The 20,735-nt window shown below is 43.2% G+C and carries 19 protein-coding genes; 7 read left to right on the top strand and 12 right to left on the bottom strand.

From position 1 onward, the window contains the following. The first annotated feature begins 127 nt into the window (after positions 1-127). On the top strand, positions 128-2,743 hold the full coding sequence (gene mutS / locus NBH14_RS00565) for a DNA mismatch repair protein MutS (protein ID WP_222622071.1): 2,616 nt from the start codon (positions 128-130) through the stop codon (positions 2,741-2,743). Positions 2,744-3,088: 345 nt separating this feature from the next. Here mutS and NBH14_RS28750 read toward each other — a convergent pair whose 3' ends face one another. The 11 genes from NBH14_RS28750 to NBH14_RS00615 form a co-directional block, all read right to left on the bottom strand. Then, entirely contained in the window at positions 3,089-3,490 is a 402-nt protein-coding gene (locus tag NBH14_RS28750; protein ID WP_350464034.1) for a DUF6804 family protein, read from the bottom strand. Further along, positions 3,378-3,641, bottom strand: a complete 264-nt coding sequence (locus tag NBH14_RS00570) for a hypothetical protein (RefSeq protein WP_186957913.1) — start codon at positions 3,639-3,641, stop codon at positions 3,378-3,380. Before NBH14_RS00570 ends, NBH14_RS28750 begins: the two co-directional genes overlap by 113 nt. Positions 3,642-3,643: 2 nt before the next feature. Further along, on the bottom strand, positions 3,644-3,913 hold the full coding sequence (locus NBH14_RS00575) for a hypothetical protein (protein WP_186957914.1): 270 nt from the start codon (positions 3,911-3,913) through the stop codon (positions 3,644-3,646). 1,011 nt (positions 3,914-4,924) lie between these two features. After that, on the bottom strand, positions 4,925-6,175 hold the full coding sequence (locus tag NBH14_RS00580) for an acyloxyacyl hydrolase (RefSeq protein ID WP_186957915.1): 1,251 nt from the start codon (positions 6,173-6,175) through the stop codon (positions 4,925-4,927). 107 nt (positions 6,176-6,282) lie between these two features. Beyond that, positions 6,283-9,075 carry a glycoside hydrolase family 78 protein gene (locus NBH14_RS00585; protein WP_186957916.1) on the bottom strand — a complete coding sequence of 931 codons (2,793 nt, stop codon included), beginning with the start codon at positions 9,073-9,075 and terminating at the stop codon, positions 6,283-6,285. A gap of 95 nt (positions 9,076-9,170) precedes the next feature. Then, positions 9,171-9,632, bottom strand: a complete 462-nt coding sequence (locus tag NBH14_RS00590) for a DUF4252 domain-containing protein (protein ID WP_186957917.1) — start codon at positions 9,630-9,632, stop codon at positions 9,171-9,173. 4 nt (positions 9,633-9,636) lie between these two features. Further along, a complete protein-coding gene (locus tag NBH14_RS00595) occupies positions 9,637-10,038 on the bottom strand; it encodes a FecR family protein (RefSeq protein ID WP_186957918.1) in 402 nt (133 codons plus the stop codon). Then, positions 10,028-10,540 carry a GFO_1088 family ECF-type sigma factor gene (locus NBH14_RS00600; RefSeq protein ID WP_186957919.1) on the bottom strand — a complete coding sequence of 171 codons (513 nt, stop codon included), beginning with the start codon at positions 10,538-10,540 and terminating at the stop codon, positions 10,028-10,030. The genes NBH14_RS00595 and NBH14_RS00600 overlap by 11 nt, the downstream gene beginning before the upstream one ends. Further along, positions 10,530-10,979 carry a DUF4252 domain-containing protein gene (locus tag NBH14_RS00605; protein ID WP_186957920.1) on the bottom strand — a complete coding sequence of 150 codons (450 nt, stop codon included), beginning with the start codon at positions 10,977-10,979 and terminating at the stop codon, positions 10,530-10,532. The genes NBH14_RS00600 and NBH14_RS00605 overlap by 11 nt, the downstream gene beginning before the upstream one ends. A 124-nt stretch (positions 10,980-11,103) precedes the next feature. Further along, entirely contained in the window at positions 11,104-12,003 is a 900-nt protein-coding gene (locus tag NBH14_RS00610; protein ID WP_186957921.1) for a DMT family transporter, read from the bottom strand. 15 nt (positions 12,004-12,018) lie between these two features. Then, complete coding sequence (locus NBH14_RS00615; protein WP_186957922.1) at positions 12,019-13,239, bottom strand: MFS transporter; 1,221 nt, start codon at positions 13,237-13,239, stop codon at positions 12,019-12,021. A gap of 234 nt (positions 13,240-13,473) precedes the next feature. Here NBH14_RS00615 and gad point away from each other — a divergent pair, with 234 nt between their 5' ends. Beyond that, positions 13,474-14,913, top strand: coding sequence for a glutamate decarboxylase (gene gad / locus NBH14_RS00620; RefSeq protein WP_186957923.1), 1,440 nt, complete (start codon positions 13,474-13,476; stop codon positions 14,911-14,913). A gap of 11 nt (positions 14,914-14,924) precedes the next feature. Further along, positions 14,925-15,890 (top strand): glutaminase A, encoded by a 966-nt coding sequence (gene glsA, locus NBH14_RS00625; protein ID WP_009860470.1) that lies wholly within the window; start codon positions 14,925-14,927, stop codon positions 15,888-15,890. Positions 15,891-15,987: 97 nt separating this feature from the next. On the opposite strand, the gene NBH14_RS00630 is transcribed toward glsA, so the two are convergent. After that, complete coding sequence (locus tag NBH14_RS00630; RefSeq protein ID WP_186957924.1) at positions 15,988-16,566, bottom strand: ORF6N domain-containing protein; 579 nt, start codon at positions 16,564-16,566, stop codon at positions 15,988-15,990. 107 nt (positions 16,567-16,673) lie between these two features. Between NBH14_RS00630 and NBH14_RS00635 the strand changes: the two genes are divergently transcribed. The 4 genes from NBH14_RS00635 to NBH14_RS00650 all read left to right on the top strand — a co-directional run bounded on the left by NBH14_RS00635 (position 16,674) and on the right by NBH14_RS00650 (position 20,706). Further along, on the top strand, positions 16,674-17,603 hold the full coding sequence (locus NBH14_RS00635) for a tyrosine-type recombinase/integrase (RefSeq protein WP_186957925.1): 930 nt from the start codon (positions 16,674-16,676) through the stop codon (positions 17,601-17,603). Between the two features lie 493 nt (positions 17,604-18,096). After that, complete coding sequence (locus NBH14_RS00640; protein ID WP_186957926.1) at positions 18,097-18,855, top strand: DUF4469 domain-containing protein; 759 nt, start codon at positions 18,097-18,099, stop codon at positions 18,853-18,855. A gap of 198 nt (positions 18,856-19,053) precedes the next feature. Further along, on the top strand, positions 19,054-19,935 hold the full coding sequence (locus tag NBH14_RS00645; protein ID WP_186957927.1) for a DUF4595 domain-containing protein: 882 nt from the start codon (positions 19,054-19,056) through the stop codon (positions 19,933-19,935). A gap of 42 nt (positions 19,936-19,977) precedes the next feature. Next, the gene (locus tag NBH14_RS00650) at positions 19,978-20,706 is read left to right on the top strand and encodes a hypothetical protein (RefSeq protein ID WP_186957928.1); all 729 of its coding nucleotides are present in this window, start codon (positions 19,978-19,980) and stop codon (positions 20,704-20,706) included. Positions 20,707-20,735 lie beyond the last annotated feature (29 nt).

Consider the following 20,735-nt stretch of genomic DNA (forward strand, 5'->3'; position numbering starts at 1 on the left):
TTCTAATTAATAAAGAAGCTGATACAAGAAGAGGTTATTTTCTCTCACAAAAAATTGTACCTTTGTGCGGTTGTAAATAAAATGATAAAAGATATATCCCGTGGCAAAGATCGTTGAAACCCCATTGATGAAACAGTATTTCGATATTAAGGCGAAACATCCGGATGCTGTACTTCTGTTCCGTGTAGGAGACTTTTACGAAATGTATGGCGAAGACGCCGTGATTGGTGCCGAGATACTGGGAATCGTACAAACTAAAAAAGCCAACGGACCGGGTCAGTTTATTGAAATGGCCGGATTTCCGCATCATGCCCTCGATACTTATCTTCCCAAGCTGGTCCGTGCCGGTAAACGTGTTGCCATCTGCGATCAGCTGGAAGACCCGAAGATGACTAAGAAGCTGGTGAAACGCGGAGTGACGGAATTGGTTACGCCGGGTGTCTCTATCAACGACAATATCCTGAATCATAAAGAAAATAATTTCCTTGCCGCCATTCATTTCGGTAAGGATGTTTGTGGAATTTCCCTGCTGGATATCTCCACCGGTGAATTTCTGACTGCTGAGGGAACAATCGACTATATCGACAAACTACTTAATAACTTCTCTCCGAAGGAAGTACTGATCGAGCGTAATAATAAGAAACGTTTCGAAGAAGCCTTCGGTCCCCGTTTCTTTACCTTTGAAATGGAAGACTGGGTATTCTCGGCTGATGCCGCCAACGACCGTCTGTTGAAACATTTCGAAACAAAGAATCTCAAAGGTTTCGGAGTAGAACATCTGAAACTGGGCGTCGTCGCATCGGGAGCAATCCTTTATTATCTGGATCAGACACAACATACACATATTTCGCATATTACAGCATTGTCACGTATTGAAGAAGACCGTTATGTGCGCCTGGATAAGTTCACTGTGCGCAGTCTGGAACTGGTCGGTACAATGAATGACGAAGGAACCAGCTTGCTGGACGTAATCGACAAGACGGTTTCTCCGATGGGTTCACGTATGCTGCGGCGTTGGGTACTGTTTCCGTTGAAAGACGTCAAACCTATTCAGGAACGGCAGAATGTAGTGGATTATTTCTTCCGTCATCCGGAGGTGAAGGAGATACTGGATGAACAAATCGAACAGATCGGCGACCTGGAACGTATTATTTCAAAGGTAGCGGTGGGCCGTGTTTCTCCCCGGGAAGTGGTGCAGCTGAAAGTTGCTCTCCGGGCAATCGAACCTATAAAGGAAGCCTGTATGGCCAGCGACGAACCGAGCCTTTCCCGTGTCGGTGAGCAGTTGAATGCCTGTACCGAAATACGTGACCGTATCGAGAAAGAAATCAATAACGACCCGCCCGCTTTGCTGAATAAAGGAGGTGTGATAGCCACAGGTATCAATGCAGAACTGGATGAATTGCGTGCCATTGCCTATTCCGGTAAGGATTATTTGTTGAAGGTGCAGCAGCGGGAAAGTGAGAAAACGGGTATTCCGAGTTTGAAGATTGCTTTCAATAACGTATTCGGTTATTATATCGAAGTGCGTAATGCGCATAAAGACAAAGTTCCCGCCGAATGGATACGCAAACAGACGTTGGTAAATGCCGAGCGTTATATCACGGAAGAACTGAAAGAATACGAAGAAAAGATATTAGGAGCGGAAGAAAAGATTCTCGCCCTCGAAAACCGCCTGTTTACCGAATTGGTTACCTGTTTAGCTGAATTTATACCACCTATTCAGGTGAATGCCAATCTGATTGGTCGTTTGGATTGTCTGTTGTCGTTTGCTAAAGTGGCGGAAAGTAACCGGTATATCCGTCCGAATGTGGATGATTCGGATGTAATCGACATCAAGTCAGGCCGTCATCCGGTAATCGAAAAACAGTTGCCGTTGGGGGAGGCTTATATTGCCAATGACGTGTATCTGGATAGTGAGAAGCAGCAGATTATTATTATTACCGGTCCGAACATGGCGGGTAAATCAGCGTTATTGCGTCAGACGGCATTAATTACCCTGATGGCGCAGATTGGTTGTTTTGTGCCGGCTGAGTCTGCCCGTATCGGTATGGTAGACAAGATATTTACCCGTGTAGGGGCTTCCGATAATATTTCTGTCGGTGAGTCTACTTTTATGGTAGAGATGAACGAAGCATCGAATATCCTGAACAACATGTCTTCGCGCAGCCTGGTTCTTTTCGATGAGTTGGGCCGCGGAACAAGTACTTACGATGGTATCTCGATTGCCTGGGCGATCGTTGAATATATCCATGAGCATCCGAATGCCCGTGCAAAGACGCTTTTTGCTACTCATTATCATGAATTGAATGAGATGGAACGTTCTTTCAAACGCATCAAAAACTACAATGTTTCGGTGAAAGAGGTTTCAAATAAGGTAATATTCCTGCGTAAACTGGTTCCCGGAGGTAGCGAACATAGTTTCGGTATCCATGTAGCCAAGATGGCTGGTATGCCGAAAAGTATCGTAAAACGTTCCAACGAAATCCTGAAACAACTGGAAACGGAAAACCGCCAGGAAGGAATTGATTGCAAGGAAAAAGGTAAAGGAAAGGTAAAAGCGAAACCAGTCAAGGAGATTGCCGCTGCTGCCGAAGGCTATCAGCTTAGTTTCTTCCAGCTCGACGACCCTGTATTAAGCCAGGTTCGCGACGAGATCAAGAATCTCGATGTAAACAATCTTACTCCGATCGAGGCACTGAACAAACTGAGCGAGATACGTAAGATCATTTCAGGGAAATAGAAATGATGAGCTAATATGTAGGTTCATTATTTATCAAATTTGAACTATCCTGTCATCAACCTCACTTGACTATTACAGGTCTATTTGCCGTCTGCTTTAGCTGACGGACTAGTAAAGAATCTATCTCTCTGGACTTTAGTCCCATTTCTTAAAGCTTTCTATCTGAGAGAAATGTGGCTAAAGCCAAAAAAGAATCAGCTTGTAAACCGGCAAATGAACCTGTAACAGATGAGTCACTTTGACAGTTGGATAGTTCAATTATTTCTAATTTTGTTACTCATATTCTTTCTAAAACAACATCATTTAATTCCGCCAGTGAGTAAGTAAGTTTCCTTTTCTTCTCTATTAGATATTTGTCTCCTTCTTTTTAAAGAAAAGCCAAAGTAAGAATACAGCGACAACCACATCTATTAAATTCCAAATCTCACGTCCGAACGGTATTTTCAGAATAGGTTGAAACAGTAACATTAACACAAGGCATATGACATACAATCTTTTTTGTTTATTTTGAAAATAATCATAAGTCATTACGCCAAACAGAATAGTAGCGGCATATCTTATCAGCATGTAATAGCCGTAAGGCATAGGAGCTAAACATATCAGCAAAGCTATCGCCAATATCAACAGGGTTATCTTATTCTTTTCTACCATTGCCGAAAACAAATGATAAGATGGAAAAGACTCCAAATATCCAGTAAAAAACGGAATAGGCGGTAGTATGGCGTGCGGCCTGATATAATACATCATTAAAGATCAAACTCCTGATGAAGTTAGCTGGCAAGAATAATCCGTGCCAGATACCTGAGTACCAGGAATATTTCTCGTAGGGTTCGATGTCACATAACAGCCAGCCGATGAAACACATTACGACAACTTGGATAAGGATTCTTATAATCATGGTTAGTAAGATTTTAAATATTTATTGAGCATTTTCTTACAGATGTTTTCCATAAGTTTTTCATATTCCGGTTCAGTTAATCCGCTGGCTGATAAAAAATCTCTATCCTTTCTCAGTGTATCATAAGTTGAGGCTATTGAGGAGTGAACAAAGATCCCTGCTAAGAATTCTTCTCCTCCACATTGCTGTATGGCTGCCCTTATAGCTTCTTCATAAACGTTGCTAATCTTTTCCTCGAATGTTTTACTTCGGAATAAATCTAATAGTCCCATAAAAGTATTATTATTTATGTCTACCCAGCCCCTTAGCAGACTTTTATAAAACACGAAGCGTGGAACTGCAATGCCACGTCTTTGAATGAAGGTCCTAGGAAAACCTTTGCGAACAGATGTAGTAATAGCAGCCCACGCTATAGCGTGAGAACCACTATGCTATTCTTGTTCGCTTTGAAAATTTCCTAGGTTTTCATTCGCAAGAAATAAGCATAACGCTTCTTTAATTTCTTAATATGTCTGGACAAGTCGCCTTGATCCGGTCGTAAAAATACAGAAAAAAACGGAATATCAACCTATTCCGTCTTATTTTTATAGTCTGAGAGCAAAATGGCACTTTCTTTTAGCAGGAGTTCTTCATTGTTGAATACATCCTTGGCTCTTTTCTATGGTGTGCTGAATTAGTTCAACTTGGCGTTGAAGGAATCCTCTGGCATACCTTCTTCAATGCCAAGAAAGGCAGTGAGAAGTCAAAAGCCAAAGATCCTGTTCAAATTTTAAATATTGAGCTTAAAAAATATTTCTTATTATTACAACAATATCTACCAGTATTAATATAATTAACTATTTATCAATTGATTAATGTATGGTTGTAGATGGAAAAATATCTACAATAATAAAGTTATATCTACCACTATTTACTGCTTTTATATACTAAATACAACCGTCTTGCATTTGTCCGGTTGGCTCTCTTCTCTATGCCCATCACCCGTTATCCGAGATGATTCATTCGTTTTTCTGATGTCTAAACTTTTGTTTCTACAGGACAAAACAGAAGTTTCTACCGCATAAAACTTTTGTTTTCCCAGCAGGAAACTTTAGTTTCATCTTATAGAAACTATTTATACATTCCTATCCATTTCTCCATTGGATAGTAAAGATGATACATTAAGTGGTAGATAATGAATGATTGTTGTAGATATTATATCATCTGCAATCATGCATAAGATGTTTATTTATAAGGTGTTTATGATATAGTTGTGGATGTTGTAGATAATAGGAGTTTATTTTCTATCTGTGGAATGTCGGATATTTATTATGGAACCGGTATCCGATACCCAGCATTAAATAATTGGGAGTATGGAAATTTTGCAGGTTATATCCTACGTGGATAAATGAACTGCGGGTAACTTCTACTTTGAGGGCCAGTACCTGGTATAAACCTTTCAGGTCACCGCCACGGTGTATGACATTTCCTCCCAATCCTATTCCGACCGTGAAATAAGGCATGACATATTCTGCCCGGGCAGAAAGTCCCAACGCCATTTGGTAGCTGAGAGGAGGCCTGTAGAAGCGGTCGGACGAAGAATATTCGTCGGCATAAATATTGGCGCTCTCATCATAAACGCCATCCAATGATACTCCGGCGCGAAAGTGATATCCGAAGTTGTACATCGGGTTTATATTGAATCCCGCTACTGCAAAAGCACCGGGGGCAGCAATTTGTCCTTCTCCTACATAAACACCTTTCCGCCGCCAGGAACCGAATAAGACCACATCATAACTGATATGACGGGGAAAGCGGGGGACAGGAGGCTGGAATAAGGGACGGGAAAGACATTCATCCTTCCTGTTGAAGTTATATATTAATCCGATTTTTAATCCGATCGTGTTCAGTCCGGCATTCGGGAACCTTGTATTACCGTTCGAGAAATGCGTCAAATCGACTCCGGCTGTCAGGTCTATTTCTTTTGAAAGGATATAGTCCAGATAGAAATTCGCATTGATATAAGCATTGATTTTCGAACCGATCACCTTATTGTACCGGTTTTCAAATTCATCGAAAGGTTTCCAGCCGAAAGATGCGCCGAAGTTCCATTCATAATTGAGTGACAAACGTGGATTGAATCGTTTGATGCGGGCTCCCTGGAAAACGTAGACAGCTATCGGATTTCCCAGTTCTTCCTTATTCTGGAACGAGTATCCCGATAATCCGATACCTTGGTAGGAACCTCTGTAAATCCGGTCTGTATAACTGTTCGGATAGTATTGGAACGAGTATTTTAAATGTGCGGAGACAGACCGCCGGATGGGTTCCATTTCCGTATTCTCTCCTTTCAGGAAAGAATTGGTAGGGAAAATATAAGTCGGCCGCACGTCGAAACCTAACCGATGGATTAAACGACGTGAATAGGATACGGAATCCGTCATATCCCCCGATGCGTTTTTATGTGCTCCTTCATCAGCTAATGCAATGACGGATGGAAAACACATTGCAATCAGGATAATCAGTACATTCAACCTCTCTGTTCCACTTTTCATACGTTACTCTGCTCGTTTGTTATTTGATAGATAATCAAGGTAAATCCCTAATATTCCGCAAATATAACATTTTAGAGCATTTACTATGGTCTATAATCGCTTCATTTTTACTTTTCTACGATAAAGTTGTAAATACCCGAGCCTGTTTCCACCTTAATCCGCCCGTTTACAGGGGCACTGAACTTCATTCCTTTTATTTCTTGTAACGGTATTCCGCTTTCCGATATTTGTCCGGGAGCATTGGCCGGTAGGTAAATCGAGGCACTGCTGTTTGCCGGTATTTCTACCCGGAGACTGAATGTTTTCTTATCGTTTTTCCAGGACGAATGAATCAGACCATAAGGAGATTCGTAAGAGGTATCTGCATCCCGGATATCACCTGCCGGTTCCGGTTTGATGACGATATGCTTAAAGGCGACAGATCCTTTTTCCTGGCGTATGCCTCCCAGTCCGCTGAAAAGCCATTCCATCAGATGTCCCAGCATACAGTGATTGTTCGAGACAAAGCCGTAAGCCTGCCACGATTCTGTCAGGGAGGTAGCTCCGTGTGCCAGTTGCCAGCCGTAACCGGGAACATCATATTTGCAGTTCATATCGTAGATTACATCGGATGCGTTATTTTCTTCCAGTGCACGGAGCACATAGCGGTAACCGACATCACCGGCTGTCAGGGCATTATTGCGGTTACGGATATCGGCAATCAGGTTGTTGAATACCTGTTCTTTGTTGTCGGGTTCGACTAAGCCGGTATATAAGGCGATGGCATTGGCTGCCTGGCTATCGCGGTCGTATTTGCGGGTAGATTTGTTCCAGAATGTAGTGTTGAATGCTTCCTTGATTCGGGAAGCCTGCTTTGCATATTTGTCGGCATCGGCGGGCTTATTCAGCAAAGATGCGATTTGCTGCATGATAACCGTATTGTAATAGAATATGGCTGTTGCGGTTACTCCGTTGCTGGTTAACTGGGATTCGCCGGGGTGGTTCGGGCCGATATCATACCAGTCGCCCAGACCATAGGAGATGATATAATTATCGGATTTCGACAGCAGATAATCCAGGTAACGTTGCATGTCGGGATAATTCTTTTCGATAAGCTGTTTGTCCCCGTACCACTGATAAACGTACCAGGGAGAAATGATAAAGGCGCTGCCCCATTCGGGTGTATCTTTGAAACCTCCTTCAAACTCAACCAGTTCGGGGGCGGTAGTGGCTATCTGTCCGTTTTCGGCTTGTGTCGAACGCATATCGTTCATTACTTTTTCGTAAAAGCGAGCCATATTATACCTGTACTGGATGGAGTATTGCATCAGATGTGCAACTTCCAGCCAACCCAGTTTCTCCCGGTGAGGGCAGTCGGTCAGTACACTTGCCATATTGCTGCGGACAGACCAGTCGATCAGGTTATATATCTTATTGAACATTTCGTTGGAGCAACTGAATTTACCGGCTTCATCCGCAGAGTTGCATGTATGGAGTCCGGTGATGTCGATGATTTCAGGCAGTCCTTCGGGATTCGGTTGTCCGCTCGGGACGGCACCTTCCACCTGTACATACCGGAAACCGTAATAGGTAAACTGGGGTTGCCATGATTCTGTCGGATTACTACCTTTAGGGATATAAGTAAAATAGAACGGTGCTCCCGATGCGCTTTGATTGATGCTGTTGTCCGGATTTAATAACTCTGCCGGATACAGTTTGACCGGATGCTGGTCGGTTGCCCGCACCTTTAGTTGGAGGATACCGGAAAAGTTCTGTCCGAGGTCGTATACCCAGTCTCCTTTTTCTGTTTGAAGGAGACGGACTGTCGGGATTCGGTCGCGTACTTTTAACGGAGGAATGCGTTGGGAGATTAATGCAGTTTTCCAGTTTGAATTGATAGCCTTATTCCAGTCGGTATCATTGAAGCCGGGCTGTTTCCAGCCTTCCTGTTCTTTGCTGGCATCGTATTCTTCTCCTCCGTAAATGCTACTGAAGGTAATGGGGCTTTCCGTTACTTTCCAGTCGGTGTCGGAGACGATATGCTGTGTACTGCCGTCAGTATATTCCAATTGTATCTTCATGATGAGTTTAGGAGCGCCGTAAGAGGTCAGTATCTTGTAATAACGCTCTCTCGGAATATTGAAAAAGCCGTTTCCCAACATGACTCCGACGGCATTATTTCCCTGTTGTAAATGTCCGGTAATGTCGAAAGATACATAAAGAGCGCATTTGTCGTATTTGGTCCATCCCGGATCAAGGAAATTGTCTCCTACTTTAATACCGTTCAGGAACATATCGAAATGACCGAGCCCGGAAACATAGGCTATGGCACGTTTAAGCTGTTTGTTGACAGCAAACTCTTTTCTGAATTGCGGCAGGCGGTACGTCCCCGTTTTCTTATCTCCAATGGCATTTTCTACCAGCGGAGCATGGATACCTGTCGTAATAATCTCTTCTTTTCTGTCTTTTTCTAAAGCGATCCATTTAGCGTTGCTCCAGTCCTTTTCCGAAAGCAGGCCGATATTGAACTGATTGGCAGGGCTCCAGGGAGAAGCATTCCCTTGTTTATCCCATATCCTGACTTTCCAGAAATAAGTTTGCCCGGCTTCCAACCCCTTCCCGTTAAAAGGGACCAGGATGGAAGCCGGACTGTTTACCTTCCGGCTATTCCAGATAGTACCGTTTTCGTTGTCGAGTGCTTCGGGGGTGTCGGCAACCAGTATTTGCCAGGCTGCCTGTTCAAAGTTTCTTTCTTCTGCATTGATCTGCCAGCTGAAGCAGGGCCGGAGTTTTTCTATTCCCAGAGGATTCGTTTCCTGTTCGCATTTCAGATTATAAACTGAAAAGGAACCTTTGGCAAACATAGCCAATGAGAATAGTGAAAGCAGTATGGAGATATGGAAAGACCTTCTATTTTTCATTTTGTACAGAATTAAAGTGTAATAGCTGTACAAAGATGCTTATTTATAAGTAAAATAAGGTATTAAAAATGATTTTATGACTTAGTAAAATGATTTTACTTATTCATTTCTTTTGTGATCTCCTGGATGTCCTGGAGGGTGAAGTTACCCAATAACTGGATTACGTTGAAGCTATTGTCCGTATCGGCCAGCATGATCATTTCGCTTATCAGGTCTCCTTTCTGTTTGACATAGAAGGTGGCGCGTGTCTTGCCGTCTTTCACCCGCATCAGTTCCTGGTGGTCTTTACTGATCAGCCCTTTGAAATCATCACGCATTTTTTCCTTTATGCTGTTGTTCTCGGTGGTGAGGACTTGCAGGCCTTCTATTTTCCCTTTCAGGTTCATCAGGTTGAGGCCGTTCGTTTCGAAGTTGGGCATCATCTGGAACATGGCTTTTGAGATATAGACGGAGGTGACGTTATCCATTTCGGAATATTTGTCGAAAAGTTTGTTCTGGGCAAAGCAAATGCTTGTGCAGCACAGAAAGAGAATGAGCAATATATTTTTAGTTTTCATCTTGTTAATCTTTTAAATGTTTATTCAGTATTTCGTTTACTTTATTCATTTCCTGCTGGGCTTCGTTCACCTGTTCGATTCCCTTATTCAGGTTTACAGACATGAAAGCGAGTGCTTTCTGGGCGGCAATGGCGGCTTCTTGCGGATTGGTATACGTATCTGCCAGTTGATGTTCCTCATTGGGGGTAGTAAACTGGAAGATGCCTATGCATAACAGTGCTACGGCAGCGGCTCCGCTGAGCCAATAGAGAGAACGGCGGCGGAAAGATGAACGGATCGTCTCCTTCTTTTCGGCGGCGGCCCAGGCATCTATCTGCTGCTCCAACCGTTCGGAAAGTCCTTCCGGTAACGTTTGATCCTCCCGGAGGACCTTGTTGATTAATTCATCTATCTGTTTATCGTTCATATTCGTATAATTTTTCAAATTGTTCCCTGATTACTTTTCGTGCCCGGGAAAGCAGCACACGTATGTTTACGGCATTCAGGCCGGTTATCTGTTCTATTTCATCCATCGAGCAATCGTTGATTCCCCTGAGGCGGAGTACCTGCCGCTGGTTTTTGGGTAAACGGTTGATCAGCTTCTGGATTTGTTGTTCCTTGTCTTTCGTTTCCAGTTCCTTTTCCGGTGAAGAATCGGTTGCCAGCATAAATACACTTTCTATTTCTTCTTCCCGCCGGTTGGCACGTGGGGAACGGAGGAAATCGAGAGAGAGGTTCTTGACCAGGGTGACACAGAAGGCTTCGGGATTCTCTATGTCGGGCAGTTCGTCCCGTTTGTTCCATAATTTGAAGTAAGCATCCTGAAGGATATCTTCTGCATCGGCTTTATTCTCAACAAGTGCGTAGGCGATCCGGAAAAGCTTGGGGTGGAAGGAGAGGAACTTTCGTTTGAAGTTCTCAGCATCCATCCCCATGATCTTTCATCACTTTTTCTATATCGGATGGTTTGATCTTGCCTTTGATGCGTACCAGGGCATTGCTGTTGCCGGTGGTGAGGACTACCATTTCGCGGATCATGTCTTTTTCGATACGTACCATGACCTTTGTGCGACTACCTTTTTCGTTGGAGGTGACCATTGTCTCGAAGTCGGGGTCTTTCAGTTCCTTGATCGCTTTCTCGAAACGTTGTTTTACATCGTTGTTGCAGCTGCCGAACTCGAGGACTTCGATGCCGTTTACCCCCATCGTTTCAGTGAACAAGCTGGCAAGTTTCATAGTGATATTGCCTATTTTGACATGGTTGATCTGTTCTATTTTCGAGAACTCGTTGAACAATTGGTTCATTGTCTGGCTGTTTCCTGCCTGGCAGATCAAGATCAGCGCCAGGATAACAAAGTATCGTTTCATCTTTCTATTGTATTAAATGATTACTAATTCTGTTTGTTCCGGCCTTTCCTCGTGCGCACTTCGGAGAGGCTTCATAAGGTAGACGGGAATCAAGAATAAGTTGTTACAAAGAAAGAGAAAAAAATTATCTTTTATCCTTGCTTTCCGCTATTTCAACGAAATAGACGCTCGAACAGATCAGTGCGATGGCAATCATCTGATACCAGCTGAAACGGTCCTGCCCGATGGAAAGGGAGACGATGGTGGCAACAATTAATATAATGTAGCCGTAGAGGGCAACCAGCGTAGTACTCAGATATTTCAGGCCTATCGGAATGAGTAGATAACTGATTGTGGTGGGAAAGATAAGGACAAACATCAGGACCAGGAAAGGCGTCCATTCGAAATGAATGAACAGATGGCCGTCGAAACCGGTAAAAGCCATCACGATCAGAGAGGAAACAGCTGCTCCGAGGAAACTGTAACGTAACATATTGAGCGAACTGACTTTTCCCAATACTACATTGCTTACGATCAGATAAGCAGCATAGGCTATAGAACTGATCAAACAGAGCATATTACCCGTAAAAGCATCGGAAGCCAAATCGTCGCTTTTCTGCGTCAGGATGCAGAGCAGTGCGCCGCCCAAGCCGATCGCGATACCGATTATCTTCATCGCCGTAATACGTTCCCGTAGGAAAATGACGGAAAGGATGAATACCCAAATCGGTTGCAGGCTGCTGAACAGCGAACTGGAGACCGGTGTTGTTTTGCTGACTCCAAGCAAATAAAAGAACATGAAACCATATAATCCGATCGCTCCCAGCAGGAACAGGGTTATCTTCTCCCGCCGGGTTGTTTTGTCCTGTTTCCAGAATATACTGATGATCCAGAACACAATGGCAGCGAATACACAACGAAACATAACTCCTGTCAGCGGAGCAATCCATAAGGGTAGGAGATATTTGAGGGCATTCGCATTCAAACCGCTGAAGGTTTTGGATACGATCATACTCAGGTTGGCTTCTGTCTTTTTATTCTTCATAAGCTTAGCGTTCTTTTATATTTTATCGTTAAACAGGAACGAATCCTGTTTGATATAAGCCCAAACAGCAGCAGCCAGTGCAATGATCATATTGAATATGAAGGCAAACTGTTGTGTTTCTATGTGGAGTATATCTTTGAATACATTTATAATAAACGGGCATAACAGGATAGCCAGGTAATTCATTGCCATCACGAAAGCCAGTGCCAGCGTTACTTTCGATGGAATAGCCGTGCGGGTTGTCTTGTCGTAAGCGATTGGCTGGATAACGCCATAGGCAAATCCGGTAAAGATACAGCCTAAGCCGATCAGCCATTCCGTTCTTGAAATCAGGATCAGTAACATACCCAGAGCGATCGAGAGCAAACAATAGAATTTCGTCTTTTTGCCCAGGAGGTCGACGATCTGGTTCAAGATAAATCCCGGAGCCATGATAGCCAGGAAAAACAGCGAGATCATGATACCTGAATTACCGCTGGTGAAATGGTATTCTTTCATCAGGAAGGGCAGGTTGAAGCTGACTATGATGACCAAATAAGTCGCCAGCCCGTAGAACCCCATGATCTGCATCAGGTGTTTAACCTGTATGCCCAGTTTTCCGAATGCGGGATCAGCAGTAACAGTTTTGTCTTTTTCCGAAACTGTTGCATGGACGGGTAGGGGATCGATATTCTTTTTCAGATAGAACGACAGTATGATCGAGATCAACGGAAATAGATAAACCAGGAACGGCAGATGCCAGTTCACCTCCGCCAAATAACCGGTCAGGATGGTTGCCAGCACCAGTGTAACGTTGGTGATGGCAGAACTCAGACCGAACTGCTTTGTCCGGTATGCCCCGACGAAAAACCGTGAAATTAAGCCGGTAGAGAGAGGAACGATCAGTCCCGAACCGACACCCAGCAAGGCACTCACTGCAATCAGCTGCCACATCTTGGTTGACAGCAGATACAATACCCCGCTGACGGCGAAGATGCTCAATCCGATTTGTAACAGCCAGATATTGTTGACCTTTTCCGTCAGCTTCCCCGATAATATAATAAAAGGTATAATCAGCAGCGAAGGCAGGGATGATAACATTTGTATATCCAACTCCGTCGAGTGGGGGAATATGGCGGACAATTTTCCCAGGATAGGAGAGACCGCCAATCCCGGCAGTGCATTCAGCGCCGAAATCGACCATATACCTATTAATGTAATAAGGGGTATCGTCCCCTGTCCGGTTTTTATTCTCATAATTAAATAGCTGTTTTATAAGACCAAAAACAATTCTTATCGCTGAATGTTCATTGGAGGAAAAAGAACAGGGCAGAAGTAATATTCTTTATATAACATTGTGATAATAAACCCCAAATCTTACAGGATTAACTAAAATCGAAGAACAATTCTTTTCAGAGGCTGTTTTTGCACTACAAATCGACGCACGAATGTCGGTTGCGCCAATTCTTAATAATTTAAAAACAAAAAGACATGAAAGATTCAAGTTTTAGAGAAGGTGATGCCAAAACCGCGATTTTTGGCTCGAATGCAATGTTGCATCCCGCTCCAGTAGATGTAATCCCTGATGGTCCGACCACTCCGGAGATTGCTTATCAGATGGTAAAAGACGAAACTTTCGCCCAGACACAGCCCCGTCTGAACCTGGCTACATTCGTTACCACCTGGATGGATGATTATGCAACAAAGTTGATGAACGAAGCAATCAACATCAACTATATCGACGAAACTGAGTATCCGCGTATTGCTGTGATGAATGCTAAATGTATCAACATCATGGCTAACCTGTGGAACAGCCCCGAACAGGCACAGTGGAAAGCCGGAGCCTTGGCTATCGGTTCTTCCGAAGCATGTATGTTGGGTGGTGTTGCAGCTTGGTTGCGCTGGCGTGAAAGAAGATTGGCTCAAGGCAAACCGACCGACAAACCTAACTTCGTTATTTCTGCCGGTTTCCAGGTTGTATGGGAAAAGTTCGCCCAGCTGTGGCAGATCGAAATGCGCCAGGTGCCCCTGACACAAGAACACATCACGCTCGACCCGCAGGAAGCCCTGAAGTATTGTGATGAAAACACCATCTGTATCGTCCCCATCCAGGGTGTTACCTGGACAGGTCTGAACGATGACGTGGAAGCATTGGACGCTGCACTCGACGCATACAATGCAAAGACAGGCTACGACATTCCTATCCATGTGGATGCCGCTTCCGGTGGTTTTATCCTGCCGTTCCTGAAACCGGAACTGAAATGGGACTTCCGCTTGAAATGGGTACTTTCCATCAGTACTTCCGGCCATAAATTCGGTCTGGTATATCCGGGTCTGGGTTGGGTTGTCTGGAAAGATAAAAAATACTTGCCGGGCTCCATGTCTTTCAGTGTAAATTATTTAGGTGCAAACATTACTCAGGTTGGTTTGAATTTCTCCCGTCCTGCCGCTCAGATTTTGGGACAATACTATCAATTCATCCGTCTCGGATTCCAGGGCTACAAGGAAGTACAGCAGAACAGTATGGCTGTTGCCGACTACCTGCATGCTGAAATTGCTAAGATGGCTCCGTTCCAGAATTATAGCAAAGAAGTTGTCAACCCATTGTTTATCTGGTATCTGAAACCTGAATATGCTAAGACTGCCAAATGGACACTGTACGATTTGCAGGATAAACTGAAACAGAGCGGATGGATGGTTCCGGCTTATACATTGCCTGAAAACCTCGAAAACTGGGTAGTTATGCGTATCGTTGTCCGTCAGGGCTTCAGCCGTGACATGGCAGACCAGTTGCTGGGCGACATCAGCAATGCGATCACCGACCTGGAAAAACTGGAATATCCGACCCCTACCCGTATCGCACAGGACAGACAACAGGCTGTAAAAGGCTCTGTCTTCACTCATACCGGCTGTCCTAAATCAACTAAATAATTTGTTTGGGTATGGATAAAAAGATTTCCGTTTCACAAATAAAAGAAGTGGCCCAGGAAGCCTATGAAATGTTCAAGACGAACACAGGCGGTAAGAATGCCGATTACATTCCTTATCTGGCAAATATAGATAAGAATTTGTTCGGTATCAGTATCTGCCTGATGGACGGTACACTCATCCAGTTGGGCGATTCCGAATATCGTTTCGGTATAGAATCCGTCTCAAAGGTACATACCGCTGTGTTGGCATTGCGCCAGTACGGTGCACAGAAATTGTTGGAAATGATAGGTGCCGATGCAACCGGACTGCCTTTCAACTCCATCATGGCTATCCTGCTGGAGAAAGATCATCCGTCTACTCCGTTGGTTAATGCCGGTGCAATCACTGCCTGTAGTATGGTTCAGCCGATAGGCGACTCGGCTAAGAAATGGGACGCCATCGTTGCCAATATTACCGACCTTTGCGGCAGTGCACCTCAGCTGATCGACGAATTGTACAAATCGGAATCGGCTACCAACTTCAACAACCGCTCCATTGCCTGGTTGCTGAAGAACTACAACCGTATCTACGATGACCCGGATATGTCGCTCGACTTGTATACCCGTCAGTGTTCGCTGGGAATCACAGCAGCCCAATTGTCTGTCTGCGGAGCAACGATTGCCAACGACGGCCTGAACCCGGTATCCAAAAAGCAGATATTCGACGGTTCATTGTCACCGAAGATTACTTCGCTGATTGCCACCGTAGGTTTCTATGAACATACCGGCGACTGGTTGTACACTTCCGGTATCCCTGCAAAAACAGGTGTAGGCGGTGGTGTGATGGGAGTGATGCCCGGCCTGTTCGGTATTTCAGCCTTTGCCCCTCCAATTGACAGCGCGGGTAATTCTGTAAAAGCACAATTGGCCATCAAATATATAATGAATAAACTGGGTCTGTCCATTTTCAATGGCGACCGGGTTACAATAACTGAATAACAAACAGTTTATTCTTTTAATTGGCAAGCCTCTTCGCCCCTCGTTCAGAGGGCGGGAGGCTTGTTTTATATGAATAGAATGTGTTTTGTAGATTTCGTTATTTAGGTTTAATAAATCCTATCGGGTTACGGGGTTTATTGGACAGTTTGTTTTGTACCTGCAATTCTGCTAATGTTTTATTTATCAATTCCAGTTGTATACGGGTATCTTCGTTTATATCGTTGTAATCAATAAATACTTCTTCAATGTATTCTTTTAGTTCTTTCAATTCATGTTGAAGTTCCTGTACTTTATTTGCAGGAGTATCAATTATTAATTGTCGTATAGCAACAAAAGCACGTGTTATCAGAATACTTGTTTGTACAGCGATATTACTGCGAAGTACACTTGACAGCATAACTACACCATGTTCGGTAAAAACAAATGGAATAGCTGATTTTGGGCGTTTGGTATGTGATGTCATCACAATTTGTGATGACATATCCTCCCATTCCTGACTTGTTAATTGAAACATGAAATCTTCGGGAAATCGATCTATATTACGCTTTACTGCTTGATTTAATACGCGTGTTTCGACTTGATACAATTCAGCCAGATCGCTATCGATCATGACTTTACGTCCTCTTATTTCATAAATCTTGTTTTGGATTAATTGGAATTCTTCTTTGTCTTTCATAATTAATATATTTTGATTATTAAACTATACCAACAAAGGTATAATTTTCAATTAATATACAATACGGTTTAATTTAGATTCTTTCTATAGTTACTATTATTATGCTTATGACAACAACCTTTTTCACCTACGCCGATGCGTTGGTGAAACGTAAACGTAAGGCGGGCAAATATTCGACCGCCGATCTTTACCGCGCTTCCTCCAACTGGTTGCTGCGGTTTTGGGGGACCGACAAACTTTCGTTTGTCGAGATAACCCCTGGTATGATAGACCGGTTCCAAGACTGGCTTCTGGCATTGGGACACCTGAAAACAAATTCGGTGAACAGTTACCTCAGCAGTTTCCGGGCCATCTATCACACCGCTGTCCGCGAGGAACTGGCACCGGCCGACCGCCTCTCGCCTTTTGCACACCTCAACCTGCGGCAGGAGGAAACGGCTAAACGCGCCCTCCGTATTCAGACAATGGAAGAGATTGCCCGGATGGACCTCTCTGCCGAGCCGGAGTTGCAGGCAGCGAAGGACTTTGCTCTTTTCTCCTTCCTTGCCTGCGGTATGCCGTTCATCGATTTGGCGCATCTTACCCGCGACAATATCGTCGATAATGAACTGGTCTACAACCGTTGCAAGACGGGGGTCCTGGTGCGTGTCGGTATTACTCCCGGCATGCAACGGCTATTCGATAAATATGCATTGTCCGACAGCCGCTATCTTTTTCCTGTTTTGCCCGAAAAGGCGGAAGGCGAACGGTTACATGAGGCCTATAAACAGGCTCTGCACCATTACAACGGTTGTCTGGTGGAGATTGGATCGCGCCTTTCCGTCCCGGTCTGCCTCACCTCGTACGTCTTTCGGCATACCTGGGCGACGGCAGCTTTGTACAACGACACGCCGGTAGCCATCATCAGCCAGGCACTCGGACATACATCGGAGCGGACGACACGTCACTATCTGGCTGCACTCGATCAGTCGAGACTCAATTCTGCCAATGAGATTATTACAAAAGGATTGGATGTCCTGGTAGGTGTGAGGGTGTAACCTTATTTGTGAAATAAGGGTGTTTTGTCCCGTTTGATACAAGCTGTGAAAAACAAAGTTTATACTAGTGTGGGGACGAGGCAAATATAGGAAATTTATTTAAACAAGGACAAACTTCTCTGCTTATAATTAAGTGGGTGGGGGACAATTTAGGCAAAAAGGTGAGATTCAGGCAGTTTTTGGTGAGGTATAGGCATAGCGGGGCGGAGGGTATCTTTTCCCCTCTTGAAAGGGGGCAGGGGGTGTGTTAATACTCTAAATAAAGACTATCCAGATAGAAAATCACAGATAAAACAGTTAAATATCCGCGTCAATCTATGTAGTTCGTGCTTTAGTACAGCAATTTACACACCCCCTACCCCCTCTCGAGAGGGGAGGAAGTTACTCTCTGTTATGATAATCATAAGATAAACTGGTACCTTATTTCACAAATAAGGTTACTGATCACACAGGTAATGCCTTGTCCAACCAACAGGCTTAATTATTTATTATTATGGCTGAAAAAATCATTTTGACTGCCGATCTTTACGACAACGCCGTCACGGAGCGAAAAGGCGATTACACAGCGAAGCCCCGTATTACAGGAACAGTACGAAACCATCAGATTGCCGAACGCATCCTGGCAAGAGGCTCTGAATTGCGATTGGATACAATCGAGTATATCCTGGGCATGGGCGATCAGGAAAAGGTAACCGCTATTGCCGAAGGTAAAAGCGTTGTTGACGGTGTAGGCCAGTACATGGCAACCCTCACAGGTCCTTTCGAAGGCGAAAAAGCAGCTTTCGACCCTGCTAAAAACAAACTCACTACCAGTTATGTACCCGGTAAATTACTGCGTGACACATTGAAAAACGTAGTGGTTGAAACCCGTCCTGCTGTCACCGGTCCAATCATCAATTCGATTACCGATTCTACCACCGGCGAAATGAATACCCAACTCACTTCTTCCGCCCCTGCCGTTATCAGCGGCTCTAATATCAAAGTGGCAGGTGATGATGCCAGCATAGGTGTTTTCTTTACAAAAACCGGTGGTACTGCACAGAAATGTCCGTTGCTGATCCATAACAATCCTTCTGAACTGACCGTCATGATGCCGGCCCTCGAAGACGGCGAATACACGTTGAGTATCGTTACCCAATCGGCAGCTGGTAATAAACTTGTAAAAGAACCGCGTACTTATACCTTCCCTGTACTACTTTACGTAGGTAACAAACCGGGTGGTGGAGGCGGAGACCGTCCTGAAATCGAGTAATACTATCCGACCAACGTTAGTTAGACCGACTAACCAATGGCAGAGACACTATCTAACTGGAGGCAGTTAGGGCATCTAACCAACGTTGGTTAGGCTATGCGCCTAAAATATGTTAAATGAATAATTGTACCTCCCTAAGTATTTAATATTAATTTAATTACTGCTATAGTAGGGAATAGCAGCAAAATTGTTAGAGATATGAAAATCACAAATTACTGTTCTATGCTAATCGCCTTAATGGTGATAACAACAAGTTTTCCAAGTTGCGATGGAGGAGAAGGAGATCCGATTCCTAACCGTGAAGAACAAAACGATGGGAATGATAACAAAGATGATGGCAAAGATAATCCTGGAATTGTCACAGAATCTCCGTATAAACCATGTTTTACAGCTAATAAAGTAAAAGAGTTAGTTATTGAGGAAATCAAAAGAGATCCTAATATACCTTCTCGAACAGAATCTTATTATTATCATAATATATTTTCTTATGATAATTCAGGAAGAATTTGTGAGCATAAGAGATTCACCGAGAATTCCAATAATATCCAAATAGAGAACATTACTTATGTTGGCGATACAATTAAGAGAACATACCCTGATGAAAGAGGTTTAGATAGTTTTTTATTATTAAATTCTGAAGGGTATATTAGTGACGCTAATGGTAGTATTAGTTCACGAAAATATGACAAATCAGGTTATCTGGTTGGTTATTATTTAGCCGGATATAATGATGGTAATTGTACTTTGAATTATGAAAATGGTAATCTAGTTAGAGAATCAGCTCCTATCAATACTTATGTTTGTTCTTATACAGAACACTTAAATAATACATCTTTAGATCTTAGTTATTTCTTAGTGAGAAGAGAAGGTTCAACATTAATCTCGGTACCAACGGATATTGAAGGGAAACGATCTAAAAATCTTCCGGCAAAATGGGAATATGTCAGAGGGACTATTTGGACAACTTATTCTTATGAGTTCGATTCGGATAACAGGGTCGTACAAATAACCTCAAAACATGAATCTGATTTCTCTGATTATCCTACAATGACAATTTACTATGTAACATATATGGATTAATCGTATTAAAGAATATTATGTGTAATTTTTAAAGTGAAAACAATGAAAACAATTAATTGGTATGTAACGATCTTCACATTAATGTTGTGTTCTATTTTCTTTTCATGTGGAGATGATAATGAAGATTCTTTATCTGAGGAAACTTCTACAGAATTGGATAATGAAAGTCAAGCTATTATCAATAAGTATAAAGATACAAGATCGCTGATAGGAGAATGGGAATATGCCGGATATGGTAAATCCGATTTTAGATTTGCCAGTGATGGAAGATGTTTCATGAGAGGATCTATGTCGGGCGACTTTTATACTGAAGGTGTTTGGAATTATGATACGGAAAGTCGTTTGTTATCAACAACTTGTGGTAGTTGGGCATGGACTGTTAATCTACTTACCGAACGAGAGTGGAGTGGAATTTCACCTGGGGGTAATGCTTTTTCCTATAAAAGGAGATATAATTGGAATGATCCTAATGACGAATTACTTGTAGGAAAATGGGTGAACGAGGAACAAAATGCCATTGTAATATTTTACGCAGACCAAAGATATAAATTTTCGATAGATAATACCGTATTTAATGGAACTTATGAAGTTACAACAATTCCTGTAGTAGATAGCCAATGTGATTATAGAAGGGTGATTGATTTGGTCGGTGATCTTTATGGTAAAATGTATGTTGGAGGATTAGATGGGTATATGTTGAATATTAGTAGTTGCATACAAGGTGCTATTCAATTCGAGATGGATTATATATACAGTGATTTTTTAGATTGAATCAGGATATACGGACAAACTTAAAGAAG

The sequence above is a fragment of the Parabacteroides caecihominis genome (assembly GCF_023656785.1).
In the GTDB taxonomy this organism is placed as follows: domain Bacteria; phylum Bacteroidota; class Bacteroidia; order Bacteroidales; family Tannerellaceae; genus Parabacteroides; species Parabacteroides segnis.

What these genes read in the sequence shown, in the direction of transcription:
- mutS (WP_222622071.1), top strand. Translation starts at nt 128, where the DNA reads ATGAAACAGTATTTCGATATTAAGGCGAAACATCCGGATGCTGTACTT.
- NBH14_RS00600 (WP_186957919.1), bottom strand. Translation starts at nt 10,540, where the DNA reads ATGGATGCTGAGAACTTCAAACGAAAGTTCCTCTCCTTCCACCCCAAG.
- NBH14_RS00570 (WP_186957913.1), bottom strand. Translation starts at nt 3,641, where the DNA reads ATGATTATAAGAATCCTTATCCAAGTTGTCGTAATGTGTTTCATCGGC.
- NBH14_RS00610 (WP_186957921.1), bottom strand. Translation starts at nt 12,003, where the DNA reads ATGAAGAATAAAAAGACAGAAGCCAACCTGAGTATGATCGTATCCAAA.
- NBH14_RS00595 (WP_186957918.1), bottom strand. Translation starts at nt 10,038, where the DNA reads ATGAACGATAAACAGATAGATGAATTAATCAACAAGGTCCTCCGGGAG.
- NBH14_RS28750 (WP_350464034.1), bottom strand. Translation starts at nt 3,490, where the DNA reads ATGATGTATTATATCAGGCCGCACGCCATACTACCGCCTATTCCGTTT.
- NBH14_RS00605 (WP_186957920.1), bottom strand. Translation starts at nt 10,979, where the DNA reads ATGAAACGATACTTTGTTATCCTGGCGCTGATCTTGATCTGCCAGGCA.
- NBH14_RS00585 (WP_186957916.1), bottom strand. Translation starts at nt 9,075, where the DNA reads ATGAAAAATAGAAGGTCTTTCCATATCTCCATACTGCTTTCACTATTC.
- NBH14_RS00575 (WP_186957914.1), bottom strand. Translation starts at nt 3,913, where the DNA reads ATGGGACTATTAGATTTATTCCGAAGTAAAACATTCGAGGAAAAGATT.
- NBH14_RS00615 (WP_186957922.1), bottom strand. Translation starts at nt 13,239, where the DNA reads ATGAGAATAAAAACCGGACAGGGGACGATACCCCTTATTACATTAATA.
- NBH14_RS00640 (WP_186957926.1), top strand. Translation starts at nt 18,097, where the DNA reads ATGGCTGAAAAAATCATTTTGACTGCCGATCTTTACGACAACGCCGTC.
- NBH14_RS00580 (WP_186957915.1), bottom strand. Translation starts at nt 6,175, where the DNA reads ATGAAAAGTGGAACAGAGAGGTTGAATGTACTGATTATCCTGATTGCA.
- NBH14_RS00635 (WP_186957925.1), top strand. Translation starts at nt 16,674, where the DNA reads ATGACAACAACCTTTTTCACCTACGCCGATGCGTTGGTGAAACGTAAA.
- glsA (WP_009860470.1), top strand. Translation starts at nt 14,925, where the DNA reads ATGGATAAAAAGATTTCCGTTTCACAAATAAAAGAAGTGGCCCAGGAA.
- NBH14_RS00630 (WP_186957924.1), bottom strand. Translation starts at nt 16,566, where the DNA reads ATGAAAGACAAAGAAGAATTCCAATTAATCCAAAACAAGATTTATGAA.
- gad (WP_186957923.1), top strand. Translation starts at nt 13,474, where the DNA reads ATGAAAGATTCAAGTTTTAGAGAAGGTGATGCCAAAACCGCGATTTTT.
- NBH14_RS00590 (WP_186957917.1), bottom strand. Translation starts at nt 9,632, where the DNA reads ATGAAAACTAAAAATATATTGCTCATTCTCTTTCTGTGCTGCACAAGC.
- NBH14_RS00645 (WP_186957927.1), top strand. Translation starts at nt 19,054, where the DNA reads ATGAAAATCACAAATTACTGTTCTATGCTAATCGCCTTAATGGTGATA.
- NBH14_RS00650 (WP_186957928.1), top strand. Translation starts at nt 19,978, where the DNA reads ATGAAAACAATTAATTGGTATGTAACGATCTTCACATTAATGTTGTGT.